The following is a 13,145-nucleotide window of genomic DNA, read 5'->3' on the forward strand; positions in this document are numbered from 1 at the left end:
GGCACGCCTGTGCAAGGTACCTTTCCGGCGGCCGGCGCGACCGCGTCACCGCAACGCATTCGGCGATCATGTCACGCGCCCTCTTCCCATGCCGGACGGGAGCCCCTATATTCGCACCGTCGGTTCGCCGACTATGGCGATAAACGCTATGTGGAATAAGCGTTGTGGACCCGGGGGCGGTACCCGGCGCCTCCACCAACCATACACCGGAACTCGTTGGCCGGGGTCGTTGGGGGCGAAACAGGATCGACACGCGTGGTAAAGACATGGTCTTCGCTCGGCATGGTTCCGCCGTTATCGGGCCATTGCAATAGTTGCCAACGACAACTTTGCTGAGGCTCGCCTCGCTGCCTAACGGCGGCTGGTAGCCTGAACCAAATCCCCGCGGGTTAGCGCCCAAGGGTGGGGCCGTGGGCCGCCTAGCAACAGAAGGCCCACACCTCTCCTTTCCAACGCTGCGGCACGCAGCGAGATGCCTAATCCAGGGACCCGCCCAAGCATGCCGAAAGAGCAGCTTCGCTATGACCGGATGGTCGAGACCGCGTTGCGCGGCGTTGTCCGCGACGCACTGACCGAGGTTGCCGAGCGCGGGTTGCCGGGCAACCACCATTTCTACCTGACCTTCCGCACCGGTTTCCCGGGCGTCGAGATCCCGGCCTACCTGGCCGCGCAGTACCCCAACGAAATGACCATCGTGCTCCAGTTCCAGTATTACGGGCTGGAGGTCACCGACGATCATTTCGAGGTCACGCTGAGCTTCAACAACGTGCATGAGCGGCTGGTCATCCCCTTCGCCGCCATCACCACCTTCGCCGACCCGTCGGTGAACTTCGCCCTGCAGTTCCAGCCGCTGGCCGCCGCGGAGTCCGCCGAGGTTTCGACGATGCCGCCGCGTCCGGCCACCGACCGGGACGAAGAGAAGGCGGAGGAGAAGCCCGCGGCCGAGGAGCCGAAGCGCGGTGAGGTCGTCGCCCTGGACGCGTTCCGCAAGAAGTAGATGCCGCCTCGCCCGCCGAGCCCATTCGCCGCCAGCGTCTGCGAGATGATGGCGGCCATGGGCGATGTGCGGGCGCGTCGCATGTTCGGCGGCTATGGTTTGTCGATCGACGGCGTGACCTTCGCGCTGATTGCTGACGACGCTCTGTACCTCAAGGCGGACGACCTCAACCGCGCCTCGTTCGCGGAGCTGGGCCTGGAGCCCTTCCGCCCCTTCCCCGACAAGCCAACCGCACTGTCCTACTACCCGCCCCCCGACTCGGCGCTGGACGATGCGGACGAGCTGCTGCCGTGGGCGCGGTCCGGCTTCGAGGCGGCGCTGCGTGCCGCCGCGCGCAAGGCGCGGAAGGGCAAGCCGCAGACCTGATCCTGCCCTCCCCCGCCGCTCGGAGAGAGGGCAGGATAGGACGTCAGATGTTTTCCGCCATATGGATGGTCGCGTTGCCGGCCTGGGCGCCGCTGGAACGCTGGCGCATCTGGCGGGCGAACCGCAGCGGATTCGGGAAGTGGGTCAGGACGGCGCCGATCTTGCCGACGGCAGAGGTCGCCTTGCCGACCGCCATGACGTCGGCCAGCCGGCGGTCGATGAACGAGCGGGTCTCGACCTGAGCCTCCGACTGATCGTCAAGCCAGTAGAAGGTCGAGGAACTGACCACCGTCGCCAGCAGCGCCCGCTTGGTATAGTGGTTGTAATCGGTCGAGGCGTCGCCGGCCGCGAACCACATGGCATCCACCGTGCGGTAAAGCAGCTTCAATCCCAGCCCGACATTCTGCGGCAGCGCCAGATAGGAGAGTTGGCGCCGCTTGGCCTCGCGATGCGGGGCCAGCACCTCGAAATAGGTACGCACCGCCAGCGCGATGCGGTCGCGCACCTTCATCTCGGCCAGGGACTGGGCCTCCAGCCGGTCGAGCATCTGGCGGTCCGTCCATTCGGCGAAATGCTCCACCGCGTCGGTCACGCCGCCGGGGAAGGCGCGCAGAAGGTCCGACGGCTGGTGTCCGGCCATCTGGGTGCCGTCGCGCAACGCCTGCAGGCTCCAGCCGTCGAAGACGACGTTCGGCAAGGTTGCGACAAGGATGTCGTCGCGAAGCTGTTCGATGCTCATGACCCGTCTCCCTTACGCCTCTGCCGGCGCATCCTTCGCCGCGGCAAGTGCCGCGTTGAGGTGATGCATCTCCTCGGTACAGACGAGGAGGCGCAGATCGTCCATGCGATCAAGATAGAGCACGCCGTCCAGGTGGTCGACCTCGTGCTGGACCACACGGGCGTGGAACCCGCTCGCCTCCCGCTCGATGCGGGAGCCGTCCAGGCCGAATCCGCGGTACCGGATGCGGTTGTGGCGCGGCACCAGGCCACGCAGCCCGGGAATCGACAGGCACCCCTCCCACCCCAGGACGGTTTCGTCAGACAGCGGTTCGATCACCGGATTCACCAGGACGGTGTTCGCCACCTCCTCGCCACCGCTGCGGTCGGCAGGCACGCGGAAGACGATGATGCGGCGCGACTCCGAAACCTGTGGCGCGGCCAAGCCGACGCCCGGAGCGTCGAGCATGGTGGCGATCATGTCGGCCGCCAGCCGGACGACGGCAGGATCCGTTGGATCGGCGACGGGGTCGGCGATCCTGCGGAGGACGGGATTGCCCATACGGGCGATTGGGAGCACAGCCATGCCCTCTATGTGGAGGCTCGCCGCGTCCAGGGCAACGGCCTACTGCCCCGCCATCGCTTGCCGGCGAAGACTCCCCTTCACAAAGCGGGATGGGCGTGCTACACACTCCGCCACACAAGGGGTGCGCCCGCCGCGCATGCCTGTTTGTTGCCTTCGTGCAACGCGGCTCACTTGGAAGGGTGACGGTAAACGTGCAAGTTCTGGTCCGAGACAACAACGTCGATCAGGCCCTCCGCGCGCTCAAGAAGAAGATGCAGCGCGAGGGCATTTTCCGTGAAATGAAGCTGCGCCGCAACTACGAGAAGCCCTCGGAGAAGCGCGCCCGCGAGAAGGCCGAGGCGGTGCGCCGCACCCGTAAGCTTCTCCGCAAGCGGATGGAACGCGAGGGCTACTAACCGCCGGGCGCCTCCGGCGTCAGCGATGGGCGCGCAAAGTGCGCGCCTAAGACCCCTTGTGTCTTGCATCGAACCGTCCCGCGATTGCCGCGTGGGCGGTTTTGGTGCATGAGGGTTTCCCGTGCGTTTAATGTGCGTGGGAAAAGCGTATTGGTTGCCTGACTTGCGGATCACCCTGGTCGGGCGGATCGCCGGCCTCCGACCTGCCTGCGTTCCACCAGCGACACGTTCAGGAAAGGTCCCCCATGAGCGCTTCGAACCTCACCGCACGCCATTCGGTCCCGGCGCTGCGTGCCCGCAAGGGGGGCGAGCCCATCGTCTGCCTGACCGCCTACACCGCACCGGTGGCGCGGCTCCTCGACCCGCATGTGGACCTGCTGCTGGTCGGCGACTCGCTGGGCATGGTGGTCTATGGGCTGGACAGCACCCTGCCCGTGACGCTGGACATGATGATCGCCCACGGCGCCGCCGTGGTGCGCGGATCGGAGCGTGCCTGCGTCGTCGTCGACCTGCCCTTCGGCAGTTACCAGGAAAGCCGGGAGGCCGCGTTCCGTGCCTCCGCCCGCGTGATGGCCGAAACCGGCGCCCAGGCCGTGAAGCTCGAGGGCGGGCTGGAGATGGCGGAGACGGTTGCCTTCCTGACCGCCCGCGGCATCCCGGTGATGGGGCATGTCGGCCTGACCCCGCAATCGGTGAACACGCTGGGCGGCTACAAGGCGGTCGGCCGCGATGCCGAGGCGGCCGAGCGGATCGCCGCCGACGCCCGTGCCATCGCCGATGCCGGCGCCTTTTCGCTGGTCGTGGAAGGCACGATGGAGCCGCTGGCCCGCCGCATCACCGAAGAGGTGGCGATCCCGACCATCGGCATCGGCGGCTCCCCCGCCTGCGACGGCCAGGTGCTGGTCACCGACGACATGCTGGGCCTGTTCGGCGCGTTCCGGCCGAAATTCGTCAAGCGCTACGCCGATCTCGGCGAAGCGGTCGGCAACGCCGCCGCCGGCTATGCCGCCGAGGTGCGCAGCCGCGCCTTCCCGGGTCCGGAACACTGCTTCGGCATGAAGAAGGCGCTCGCCTGAGTCGGGACCCCGACGCCAGCCCCCCGGCGCAGCCAGACGCAGGCGGGGCACCACCGGCACATCGTTCTTCCTCCGTTCCCGGCGTTCCGCTACAGTCGCGGCCGCCATGGATGCCCACACGCCCGCCCTGATCCCGCCAAACGTCGCCGCCTGGTTCCGCTCGCGCGGCTGGGCGCCGCACCAGCATCAGGTCGCGATGGTGGAGGCGGCGGAGCGGGGCGAGAGCACGCTGCTGATCGCCCCGACCGGCGGTGGCAAGACGCTGGCCGGCTTCCTGCCCTCGCTGATCGACCTCGCCGAACGCCCGCGCGAGGGCCTTCACACCCTCTACATTTCGCCGCTGAAGGCGCTGGCGGTCGACATCCAGCGCAACCTGGAACAGCCGATCGCCGAGATGCGCCTGCCGATCCGGGCCGAGACGCGGACCGGCGACACGCCGGAGGCCAAGCGCAAGCGCCAGCGCACCCATCCGCCGCAGATGCTGATGACGACCCCGGAGAGCCTGGCGCTGCTGCTCTCCTACACCGACGCCGACCGGCTGTTCCGTGGGTTGCGCTGCGTCATCATCGACGAGCTTCACGCGCTGGCCGGCACAAAGCGCGGCGACCTTCTGGCCCTGGGCTTGGCACGGCTGTCACGCCTCGCCCCCGCCGCCCGCCGGGTCGGCCTGTCCGCCACCGTGGCGGAACCGGAGCGGTTGCTCGCCTGGCTGTCGCGGCGCGGCCGCCATGACGGCACAGATTCCGACGACGTCCGCCTCGTGCTCGGCCGCAGCGGTGCCCGGGCGGAGGTGGAAATCCTGACGTCGCAGGAACGTGTGCCCTGGGCCGGCCACATGGCGATGCACGCCATGAAGGAGATCTACGGGCGCATCCGCCATCAGCGCACCACCCTGCTGTTCGTCAACACGCGCGCCCAGGCGGAACTGGTGTTCCAGGCCCTCTGGCGGGTCAACGACGACAACCTGCCGATCGCGCTCCATCACGGCTCGCTGGCGGTGGAGCAGCGCCGCAAGGTGGAAGGCGCCATGGCCCGCGGCGAGCTGCGGGCGGTGGTCGCCACCTCGTCGCTCGACCTCGGCATCGACTGGGCGGCGGTCGACCTCGTGGTCCAGATCGGTGCCCCGAAGGGGTCGAGCCGGCTGGTCCAGCGCATCGGCCGGGCCAACCACCGGCTGGACGAGCCCAGCCGCGCCCTGCTGGTCCCCGCCAACCGTTTCGAGGTGCTGGAATGCCGCGCCGCGCTGGAAGCCGTCCACGAGCGCACGCTCGACGGCGAGGCACCGCGGCCGGGCGGGCTCGATGTCCTGGCCCAGCACCTGCTCGGCATGGCCTGTGCCGCGCCCTTCCTCCCCGACGAGCTCTATGAGGAGGTGGTCTCCGCCGCGCCCTATGCCGCGATGACGCGCGACGAGTTCGACGACGTGCTGGATTTCGTCGCCACCGGCGGCTACGCGCTCGGCGCCTACGACCGCTTCCAGCGCCTGACGCTGCGCGAGGACGGCCGCATGGCGGTCGCCCGCCCCGCGGTGGCGCGCCAGTACCGCATGAATGTCGGCACCATCACCCAGGAGGCGCTGCTGCGCGTCCGCCTGAACCGCGGCCCGGTGCTGGGCGAGGTGGAGGAGTACTTCATCCAGGGGCTCACCCCCGGCGACACTTTCCTGTTCGCCGGCCAGTTGCTGAAGTTCATGGGCGTGCGCGAGATGGAAGCCGTCGTCGCCAAGGGCGGCAGCGGCGACCCGAAGGTCCCGGCCTATGCCGGCGGCCGGCTGCCGTTGACGACCCAGCTCGCCGAGCGTGTGCGCGCCATGCTGGCCGACCCCGGCCATTGGGACGGATTGCCTGCGGACGTGCAGGAATGGCTGCGGCTGCAACGCTGCCGCTCCGTCCTGCCGACCCGCGACGGGCTGCTGGTGGAGACCTTCCCCAAGGCTGGCAAGCGCTTCCTCGTCGCATACGCTTTCGAGGGGCGCAACGCCCACCAGACCCTGGGCATGCTGCTGACACGCCGGATGGAGCGGTTCGGGCTCGGCCCGCTCGGATTCGTCGCCACGGACTATGTGCTGGCGGTCTGGTCGCTGCGCTCGCCCCAGGACATGGGGGTGGGCATGGAGTCCCTGTTCGACCAGGATATGCTGGGCGACGACCTGGAGGCGTGGATGGATGAATCCTCCATGCTGCGCCGGACCTTCCGCAACGTGGCGCTGATCGCCGGGGTGATCGACCGCCGCCACCCTGGGCAGGAGAAGACCGGACGGCAGGTCACCTTCTCCTCCGACCTGATCTACGACGTGCTGCGCAAGCACGACCCCGGCCATGTCCTCCTGCGGGCGACCAGGGCGGATGCGGCGGGCGGGCTGACCGACATCCGCCGGCTGTCGGATTTCCTGATGCGGGTGCGCGGCCGCATCACCCACAAGGACCTCGACCGCATCTCCCCCCTGGCGGTGCCGGTGATCCTGGAGATCGGGCGGGAGCGGGTGGACGGCAGCGCCACCGACGAACTGCTCGCCGCCGCCGAGGCGGAGCTGCTGGCCGAAGCCATGCCCGAACTCGCCCCGCCCCGGCCCGGCAACCCGCGGCAGGGGCGCCTGTCCCTGTGACGGCACCGGCGCTCCGCCTGTTTCATCCGGGCCGCAAGCCTCACTTTCGCAAGGGCCCATTTTGCAAGACCAGGAACAGGAGCCGTTCCCGATGATCGACGGCAACCGCGCGCCTCCAACGGCCCTCCACTCCGGAAACTGCGGGAGCCGAAGCGCCGAGGGCGCCGCCGCCCTGACGCTCTGCGGTGCCCCATTGCTGGCCGACCCCACCGGCGCGCTGTTGTGGCCGGCGCAGGGCGTGCTGGCGGTCGCCGACCTCCATCTTGAAAAGGGATCGGCCTTCGCCGCCCGCGGCCGCATGCTGCCGCCCTATGATACACGGGCGACGCTGGAGCGGCTGGCCGGCCTCGTCGCCCGGGAACGTCCGGCCTGCGTGCTGTGCCTGGGCGACAGCTTCCATGACCGCCGGGCATCCGAGCGGATGGATCCGGCCGATGTCGACCGGCTCCGCACCCTGACCGCGACCGCCGATTGGGTGTGGATCACCGGCAACCACGACCCGGAGCCGCCGCAGGGCTTCGGAGGCCGCGTGGTGGCGGACCTCACCATCGGCCCCCTCACCTTCCGGCACGAAGCACGGCCCGGCGCGGTGGGCGAACTGTCCGGTCACCTGCACCCGGCGGCGGCTGTGGCCCTGGGCGGGCGGCGGGTGCGCGAGCGCTGCTTCGCCCATGACGGCGCCAAACTGATCCTGCCGGCCTTCGGCAGCTTCACCGGCGGGCTGAACGTGCTCGACCCCGCCTTCAAGGGGCTGCTGGCACCGGGCTTCGAGGTGCTGATGACCGCGCGCGGCCGGGTCTATCGCTTTCCCAGTGCCCGCCTGGCGCCGGACCGGGCGCGCTGAGGCCCTGGCCCAAGCGCAAGCGCAAGCGCGGCCTATATCGGTATGCCTGGACGAGCCCCACCGAGCAGCCCGCATGTCCGTTCCGATCATCGTCTGGTTCCGCAATGATCTCCGTCTGGCCGACAACCCGGCACTGGCAGCGGCCGTCCAAGACTCCGCGACGCACGGCGCACCGGTCATTCCGCTCTATATCCTGGAGGATGAGGCGACCGACGCCACCGCTCCGTCCTCGGCGCGTGCCCTCGGCGGCGCCCAGCGCTGGTGGCTGCACGGCAGCCTGGAACGGCTCGGTGCATGCTGCACCCGCCGCGGATCGCCCCTGCTGCTCCGCCGAGGCGACGCCGGCGCGGTTCTCGAAGCCCTGGTGGCGGAGACGGGCGCCGGCAGCGTGCTGTGGAACCGCCGCTATGCACCGGCGCTGGCGGCCCGCGACGCCGCGGTCGGGGAAAGGCTGAAGGAGCGCGGCGTCGACGTCCGCAGCTTCAATGCCGGCCTGCTCGCCGAACCCTGGACCGTGAGCAAGAAGAGCGGCGGACACTTCAAGGTCTTCACCGCCTTCTGGCGCCATCTGGCGGCGACGCTGTCGCCCCCGCGTCCGACCCGCGCGCCCGCGACCCTGAAGGCCCCGAAAGACCGGCCGGCCGGCGACGCCCTCGCGGACTGGACCCTGTTGCCGACCAAGCCCGACTGGGCGGCCGGCCTGCGGGAACGCTGGGTTCCGGGCGAGGTGGCGGCACAGTCGCGGCTCGCCGCGTTCCTCGATGGACCGGTCGGCGCCTATGCGGCCGGGCGCGACCGCCCGGACCAGGACGGCACCTCCGCCCTTTCGCCCTATCTGGCCTTCGGAGAGCTGGGGCCACGGCAAATCTGGCACGCCGCCCGCCACGCGGCCGACGCCCGCCCGGAACTGGCTCCGGGGATCGAGGTCTTCCTGCGCGAGATCGGCTGGCGGGAATTCCAATACCACCTGCTGCACCATGTGCCCGACCTGCCGGACGAGCCGCTCGACCGCCGGTTCGCCGGCTTCCCCTGGCGCACGGATGCGGCGGGGTTCCGGGCGTGGCGGCGCGGGCGCACCGGCTATCCCATCGTCGACGCCGGCATGCGCCAGTTGTGGGAAACTGGCTGGATGCACAACCGCGTGCGGATGATCGCCGCGTCCTTCCTCGTCAAGGACCTGCTGCTGTCCTGGCAGCAGGGAGAGCGGTGGTTCTGGGACACGCTGGTCGATGCCGATCTCGCCCAGAATGTCGGCAACTGGCAGTGGGTGGCCGGCAGCGGCGCCGATGCGTCGCCCTTCTTCCGCGTCTTCAACCCCGTGCTGCAGGGCGGGAAGTTCGATCCCGAGGGTGACTATGTCCGCCGTTATGTCCCGGAACTGGCCGGGTTGCCTCGGCGCTGGATCCACCAGCCCTGGGCGGCGCCCGCCGAGGTGCTGCGGAAGGCCGGCGTCACGCTCGGCAAGGACTATCCGCATCCGGTCCTCGACCATGGGGCGGCCCGCGACCGGGCGCTCACGCTCTACCGGACGCACAAGCGGCGTGCGGAAGCCGCGTCCTGAGCGATGCCCTTCACCGAAGCGTCACCCCTGCGTCCGCAAAGCGTCATGCGTGGCGGTTATCCTGCCGTCGACGGTCCGACGGGGCCGTCCCGTCCGGCAAGCGAGAAGGATGGCGGACGCTCCCCCGCGGCCGACCCGATCCCGCCCGAAGAACGACAATGCCACTCGGCAAGGCGGCTCCGGCGACGGAGCCGCCTTCTTCATGCGCTTTCGCCTGCCGGGTCGCTGCCGCAGGACCTGCCCTGGCATGTCCTGTTCGCCACGTTGCATCGGCAGGTCACATGTTATAAAGTAACACCCATGTCCGCCCTGCACGACCATACCCACTGCATCGCCGATGCGCTGACCCGCGCCGACGCGCTGTGCGCCGAACGGGGCGCCCGGCTGACCGCGCTGCGCCGCCGTGTGCTCGAACTCGTCTGGTCCAGCCACCGGCCCCGCGGCGCCTATGCCATCCTGGAGGACCTCAGCCAGCAGGAGGGCAAGGCGACCGCTCCGCTGACCGTCTACCGGGCGCTGGAGTTTCTGGTCGAACAAGGGCTGGTCCATCGGATCGAATCGCTGAACGCCTATGTCGGCTGCGCCGATCCCGGCGCCGTCCATTCCGGCCAGTTCCTGGTGTGCGAGTCCTGCGGCGATGCCGCCGAGATCGACGATCCGCGGGTCGGCGCCGCCATCATCGCCGCGGCGGCCGACCGTGGCTTCCGCGTCCAGCGCCCCACCGTCGAGGTGCGCGGCCTGTGCAAATCCTGTCAGGAGAATCCCCGTTGAGCGCTCCCGCCGCGTCCCCTGCCCGTCTTCCCGTCTCGGTGCTGACCGGCTTCCTCGGCAGCGGCAAGACCACGCTGCTGCAGGCCCTGCTGCGCAATCCCGGCATGGCGCGGACCGCCATCGTCATCAACGAGTTCGGCGAGGTCGGCCTGGACCATCTGCTGGTCGCCAAGGCGTCGGAGAACATGGTGCTGATGGACAGCGGCTGCCTGTGCTGCACGATTCGCGGCGATCTCGTCGACACGCTGCGCGACCTGTTCCTGAAGCGGGTGAAGGGCGAGGTGCCCGACTTCGACCGGGTGGTGGTGGAGACCACCGGCCTGGCCGACCCGGCTCCGATCATCCACACCCTGATGTCCGACCCCTTGCTGGCGGCCCGCTTCCGCCTGGACGGCGTGATCGCCACGGTGGATGCCGCGCACGGCTCGCTCCAGCTCGACCGCCAGCCGGAGAGCGTCAAGCAGGCCGCCGTCGCCGACCGCATCGTGCTGACCAAGACCGACGTCGCGACCCCGGCCGCCACGGCGGCGCTGATGCAGCGGCTGGCCGCCATCAACCCGGCGGCCCCGGTCATCCCGGCCGCCCATGGCGAGGTCGATCCGGCACGGCTGTTCGACGCCGGCCTCTACAATCCCGAGACCAAGAGCCCCGACGTGGTGCGCTGGCTGCGCGAGGAGGCCTACCGCGACCAGCAGGCGGAGCCGCGAGGCCATGACCATGACCATGACCATGGGCACGATCATGAGCACCATCACGAGCATGGCGACCATTGCGGTCCCGCCTGCGGGCACGGCGATCATGACCACGGGCATCACCACCACGACGCCAACCGGCACGACGACCATATCCGCGCCTTCTGCATGGTGATCGACCGGCCGATCCCCTGGAACGGCTTCGTGGACTTCATGGAGGCGCTGATCGCCCAGGCCGGCGACAGCCTGCTGCGCGTGAAGGGGCTGCTGAACGTCCAGGAGAGCGAACTGCCTGTCGTCGTCCATGGCGTCCAGCACATGTTCCATCCCCCTGTCCGCCTGGAGGAATGGCCGAGCGACGATCATCGGACGAAGCTGGTCTTCATCACCCGCGACGTCGGCCAGACGGTGATCGAGCCGCTGTTCAACGGGCTGGTCTGGGGCGAAGGCAAGGCGGCGGAATAGGCGCTGGCCCGGCTGGCGGCGCCCCACCTCCCCGCTTCTCCTTCCTGACTATGCCGCGAGGATGGGGAGGTGGGGCGCCGCCAGCCGGAGAGGCATAACCGTCCCTAACGCCCCACCGTGCGCCGCAACGGACTGTCACCCGCCGGCCAGACGCCACGATCGACCGCCTTCGCTCCGTCGAACACCAGCCAGCTCTGCCGCCCGTAATGCGGCAATGGCCGCAGCAGGGCCTGCAAGGCAGCCGCGTCGGCCGCCGACACCACCAGGACGGCCCGCCCGTCACTCGTCCGCGACACCCAGACCCGCGCGCTGCCCCGCCCGGCGAGTTCCGCCGGAACCGGCGGCAGGCGCCGACGCTCCAATTCCCGCCCCACCGCCGCGTCGGTGCCCACCAGCACCAGCGGTGCATCCGCGCGGCCGCCGCCGGCCGGCGGCGCCGCGTCCATCATCCGCGCCGCAAGCATTCCGGCGGCTTGCGCCGCGTCGCCATCGGCGGCGATGACCCGTTCGGCGCCGGTGCGCAACGTGACGTCACGCAGGATCGCCGGCGCTTCCCCCGGAGCCAGCCGGCGGAACAGGTCGAACTCGGGGTCGACGGACACCGCGACCGGGGCTGCGGAAACCGGCAGGCTGATCGCGGCCTCGCGCGCGTCCAGCCGCACGCCGTGGGTCTCCACCCCGGCCGCCGTCTCAACCCGCACCGGCACGGTGAGCGCGTAGGGAGGATCCGCGTCCTGCCGCAGGGTCAGCACGATGCGGCCGGCGTCGGTCCGCACATCGGCCAGCGTCAGGGCCGGTGCGCCCCGCCGCTCGACCCACTGCGAGAACACGCCTCCAAGATCACGGCCGGATGCCGTCTCGAAGGCGTGGCGCAGGTCGGGCCAGCCGGCGTCCTTGAAGGCGTGCTCCGTCCAGAAACCGCGGATGCCTGCGTCGAACGCATCCGCCCCGATCTCGTCCTCCAGCATATGAAACAACATCGCCGCCTTGCCGTAGCCGACGATCTGGGCGGCATCGTGCACTTTGGACCGGAATTCCGTTAGCGGGCGATCGCGCTCCGCCGGCAGCGCGGCATAGTCCCGCAGCCAGTCGAGCCGCATCTGTCGCGCCGCGTCGGCAGCGCGCGCACGGGCGCCGGCATAATCGGCCATGTAGGTGGTCAGCCCCTCCGCCCAGTTGCCGCCTTCGCCGACCCGCACGCCGTTGCCCCACCAGTTGTGCAGGACCTCGTGGCTCAGCGACTGGCCGCGGATGAACGGCAGCGGCAGCACGGCCCTCCCGATGGCGGTCAGGCCCGGAAATCCCAACCCGACCGGCGGCGGCACCGAGACGATGCTGAACCCGGCGAAGGGATAGGGTCCGATCCGATGGGAAAAGCCGGCGATGGCCTGCTGCGTCAGGTCGAGATAGCCGTCGGCGAGCCCCGCCTGCTCGGCGTGCCGGTAAAGACGCAGGCGCAGGTCGCCGGCGGTCCGCTCCTCCAGCGTCCAGGGACCGGCGAACAGCGAAGGCTCCTCGACGCTGCGGGTTTCCTCGAACACGGCACGGTAACCGGCGGGATCGCGCGCTTCCTCCACCAGCCTGCCGGTGGCGACCGCCAGATAGGGCGCCGGCACCCGCACCGACAGCCGCCATGTCGGCGGCTCCTGTTTGGCGGCGGTCAGGCCGGGCAGCCAGCCGGCCTGACCCGGGAGGAAGGCGCCCTCGCCATCCAGCGCCAGCCCGGTCCCCGCAGCGAAGCCCGGAAGGCGCCCGGCATAGCGGATCGTCACCACCCCGGGATCATCGGGTACCGTCAGCCGCAGGGCCTCGCCGCGTCGCGCCGCCGGGAGGGGGCGGTCGCCGACGCGAACCTCGCCCACCTCCAGGGCGGGATCCAGGCGCAGGACCTGGAGGCCCGGCGGCAGGGTGATATGGTCCACCGCCTCAAGCCGGCCGGAGGCGGGTTCGAGCGTCAGTTCGACGTCATGGTGAAGCGGGGCGGCGCCGGCCCGGGCGGCCACGCCCAGGACGACGGCCGCGGCCGCCAGGGCCAGGGCCCGGATGCCTGTGGTCGTCATGCCGCCAATA

At 70.1% G+C, this 13,145-nt stretch carries 12 protein-coding genes and 1 other RNA gene; 10 read left to right on the forward strand and 3 right to left on the reverse strand.

The genetic code is table 11. The annotated features are described in order from the left end of the window. Positions 1-79 precede the first annotated feature (79 nt). From ssrA to J2850_RS02720, 3 genes are all read left to right on the forward strand, one after another. Positions 80-441, forward strand: a transfer-messenger RNA (tmRNA) gene (ssrA, locus tag J2850_RS02710). 58 nt (positions 442-499) lie between these two features. Further along, complete coding sequence (locus J2850_RS02715) at positions 500-997, forward strand: SspB family protein (protein ID WP_209978551.1); 498 nt, start codon at positions 500-502, stop codon at positions 995-997. Further along, positions 998-1,363 carry a TfoX/Sxy family protein gene (locus tag J2850_RS02720; RefSeq protein WP_209978552.1) on the forward strand — a complete coding sequence of 122 codons (366 nt, stop codon included), beginning with the start codon at positions 998-1,000 and terminating at the stop codon, positions 1,361-1,363. Between the two features lie 43 nt (positions 1,364-1,406). On the opposite strand, the gene J2850_RS02725 is transcribed toward J2850_RS02720, so the two are convergent. Beyond that, positions 1,407-2,102, reverse strand: coding sequence for a COQ9 family protein (locus tag J2850_RS02725; protein WP_209978554.1), 696 nt, complete (start codon positions 2,100-2,102; stop codon positions 1,407-1,409). A 12-nt stretch (positions 2,103-2,114) separates the two neighbouring features. Continuing rightward, complete coding sequence (def, locus tag J2850_RS02730) at positions 2,115-2,666, reverse strand: peptide deformylase (protein WP_209978556.1); 552 nt, start codon at positions 2,664-2,666, stop codon at positions 2,115-2,117. A 191-nt stretch (positions 2,667-2,857) separates the two neighbouring features. On the opposite strand from def, the gene rpsU reads away from it, so the two are divergent. The 7 genes from rpsU to J2850_RS02765 all read left to right on the forward strand — a co-directional run bounded on the left by rpsU (position 2,858) and on the right by J2850_RS02765 (position 11,075). Continuing rightward, the gene (gene rpsU / locus J2850_RS32015) at positions 2,858-3,061 is read left to right on the forward strand and encodes a 30S ribosomal protein S21 (protein WP_012974546.1); all 204 of its coding nucleotides are present in this window, start codon (positions 2,858-2,860) and stop codon (positions 3,059-3,061) included. Between the two features lie 245 nt (positions 3,062-3,306). Continuing rightward, complete coding sequence (panB, locus tag J2850_RS02740) at positions 3,307-4,137, forward strand: 3-methyl-2-oxobutanoate hydroxymethyltransferase (protein WP_209978558.1); 831 nt, start codon at positions 3,307-3,309, stop codon at positions 4,135-4,137. A 106-nt stretch (positions 4,138-4,243) separates the two neighbouring features. After that, positions 4,244-6,742 (forward strand): ligase-associated DNA damage response DEXH box helicase, encoded by a 2,499-nt coding sequence (locus J2850_RS02745; RefSeq protein WP_209978559.1) that lies wholly within the window; start codon positions 4,244-4,246, stop codon positions 6,740-6,742. A gap of 91 nt (positions 6,743-6,833) precedes the next feature. Then, positions 6,834-7,586, forward strand: a complete 753-nt coding sequence (gene pdeM / locus J2850_RS02750; RefSeq protein WP_209978561.1) for a ligase-associated DNA damage response endonuclease PdeM — start codon at positions 6,834-6,836, stop codon at positions 7,584-7,586. Between the two features lie 73 nt (positions 7,587-7,659). Further along, complete coding sequence (locus tag J2850_RS02755; RefSeq protein WP_209978564.1) at positions 7,660-9,147, forward strand: cryptochrome/photolyase family protein; 1,488 nt, start codon at positions 7,660-7,662, stop codon at positions 9,145-9,147. A 300-nt stretch (positions 9,148-9,447) separates the two neighbouring features. After that, positions 9,448-9,918: a Fur family transcriptional regulator gene (locus J2850_RS02760; RefSeq protein ID WP_209978566.1), complete on the forward strand. Its 471-nt coding sequence runs from the start codon at positions 9,448-9,450 to the stop codon at positions 9,916-9,918. Beyond that, on the forward strand, positions 9,888-11,075 hold the full coding sequence (locus J2850_RS02765; RefSeq protein WP_209978568.1) for a CobW family GTP-binding protein: 1,188 nt from the start codon (positions 9,888-9,890) through the stop codon (positions 11,073-11,075). The genes J2850_RS02760 and J2850_RS02765 overlap by 31 nt, the downstream gene beginning before the upstream one ends. A 104-nt stretch (positions 11,076-11,179) precedes the next feature. Here the strand turns inward: J2850_RS02765 and J2850_RS02770 are convergent, their stop codons facing one another. Next, positions 11,180-13,135 carry a M1 family metallopeptidase gene (locus J2850_RS02770; protein WP_209978570.1) on the reverse strand — a complete coding sequence of 652 codons (1,956 nt, stop codon included), beginning with the start codon at positions 13,133-13,135 and terminating at the stop codon, positions 11,180-11,182. Positions 13,136-13,145: the final 10 nt, after the last annotated feature.

It is taken from the genome of Azospirillum picis, from assembly GCF_017876115.1.
Taxonomy (GTDB): Bacteria; Pseudomonadota; Alphaproteobacteria; order Azospirillales; family Azospirillaceae; genus Azospirillum; species Azospirillum picis.

Bases quoted from the DNA above. Each gene is read 5' to 3' on its own strand.
- J2850_RS02745 (WP_209978559.1), top strand. From the start codon at position 4,244: ATGGATGCCCACACGCCCGCCCTGATCCCGCCAAACGTCGCCGCCTGG.
- J2850_RS02720 (WP_209978552.1), top strand. From the start codon at position 998: ATGCCGCCTCGCCCGCCGAGCCCATTCGCCGCCAGCGTCTGCGAGATG.
- panB (WP_209978558.1), top strand. From the start codon at position 3,307: ATGAGCGCTTCGAACCTCACCGCACGCCATTCGGTCCCGGCGCTGCGT.
- J2850_RS02760 (WP_209978566.1), top strand. From the start codon at position 9,448: ATGTCCGCCCTGCACGACCATACCCACTGCATCGCCGATGCGCTGACC.
- pdeM (WP_209978561.1), top strand. From the start codon at position 6,834: ATGATCGACGGCAACCGCGCGCCTCCAACGGCCCTCCACTCCGGAAAC.
- J2850_RS02715 (WP_209978551.1), top strand. From the start codon at position 500: ATGCCGAAAGAGCAGCTTCGCTATGACCGGATGGTCGAGACCGCGTTG.
- def (WP_209978556.1), bottom strand. From the start codon at position 2,666: ATGGCTGTGCTCCCAATCGCCCGTATGGGCAATCCCGTCCTCCGCAGG.
- J2850_RS02755 (WP_209978564.1), top strand. From the start codon at position 7,660: ATGTCCGTTCCGATCATCGTCTGGTTCCGCAATGATCTCCGTCTGGCC.
- J2850_RS02725 (WP_209978554.1), bottom strand. From the start codon at position 2,102: ATGAGCATCGAACAGCTTCGCGACGACATCCTTGTCGCAACCTTGCCG.
- J2850_RS02770 (WP_209978570.1), bottom strand. From the start codon at position 13,135: ATGACGACCACAGGCATCCGGGCCCTGGCCCTGGCGGCCGCGGCCGTC.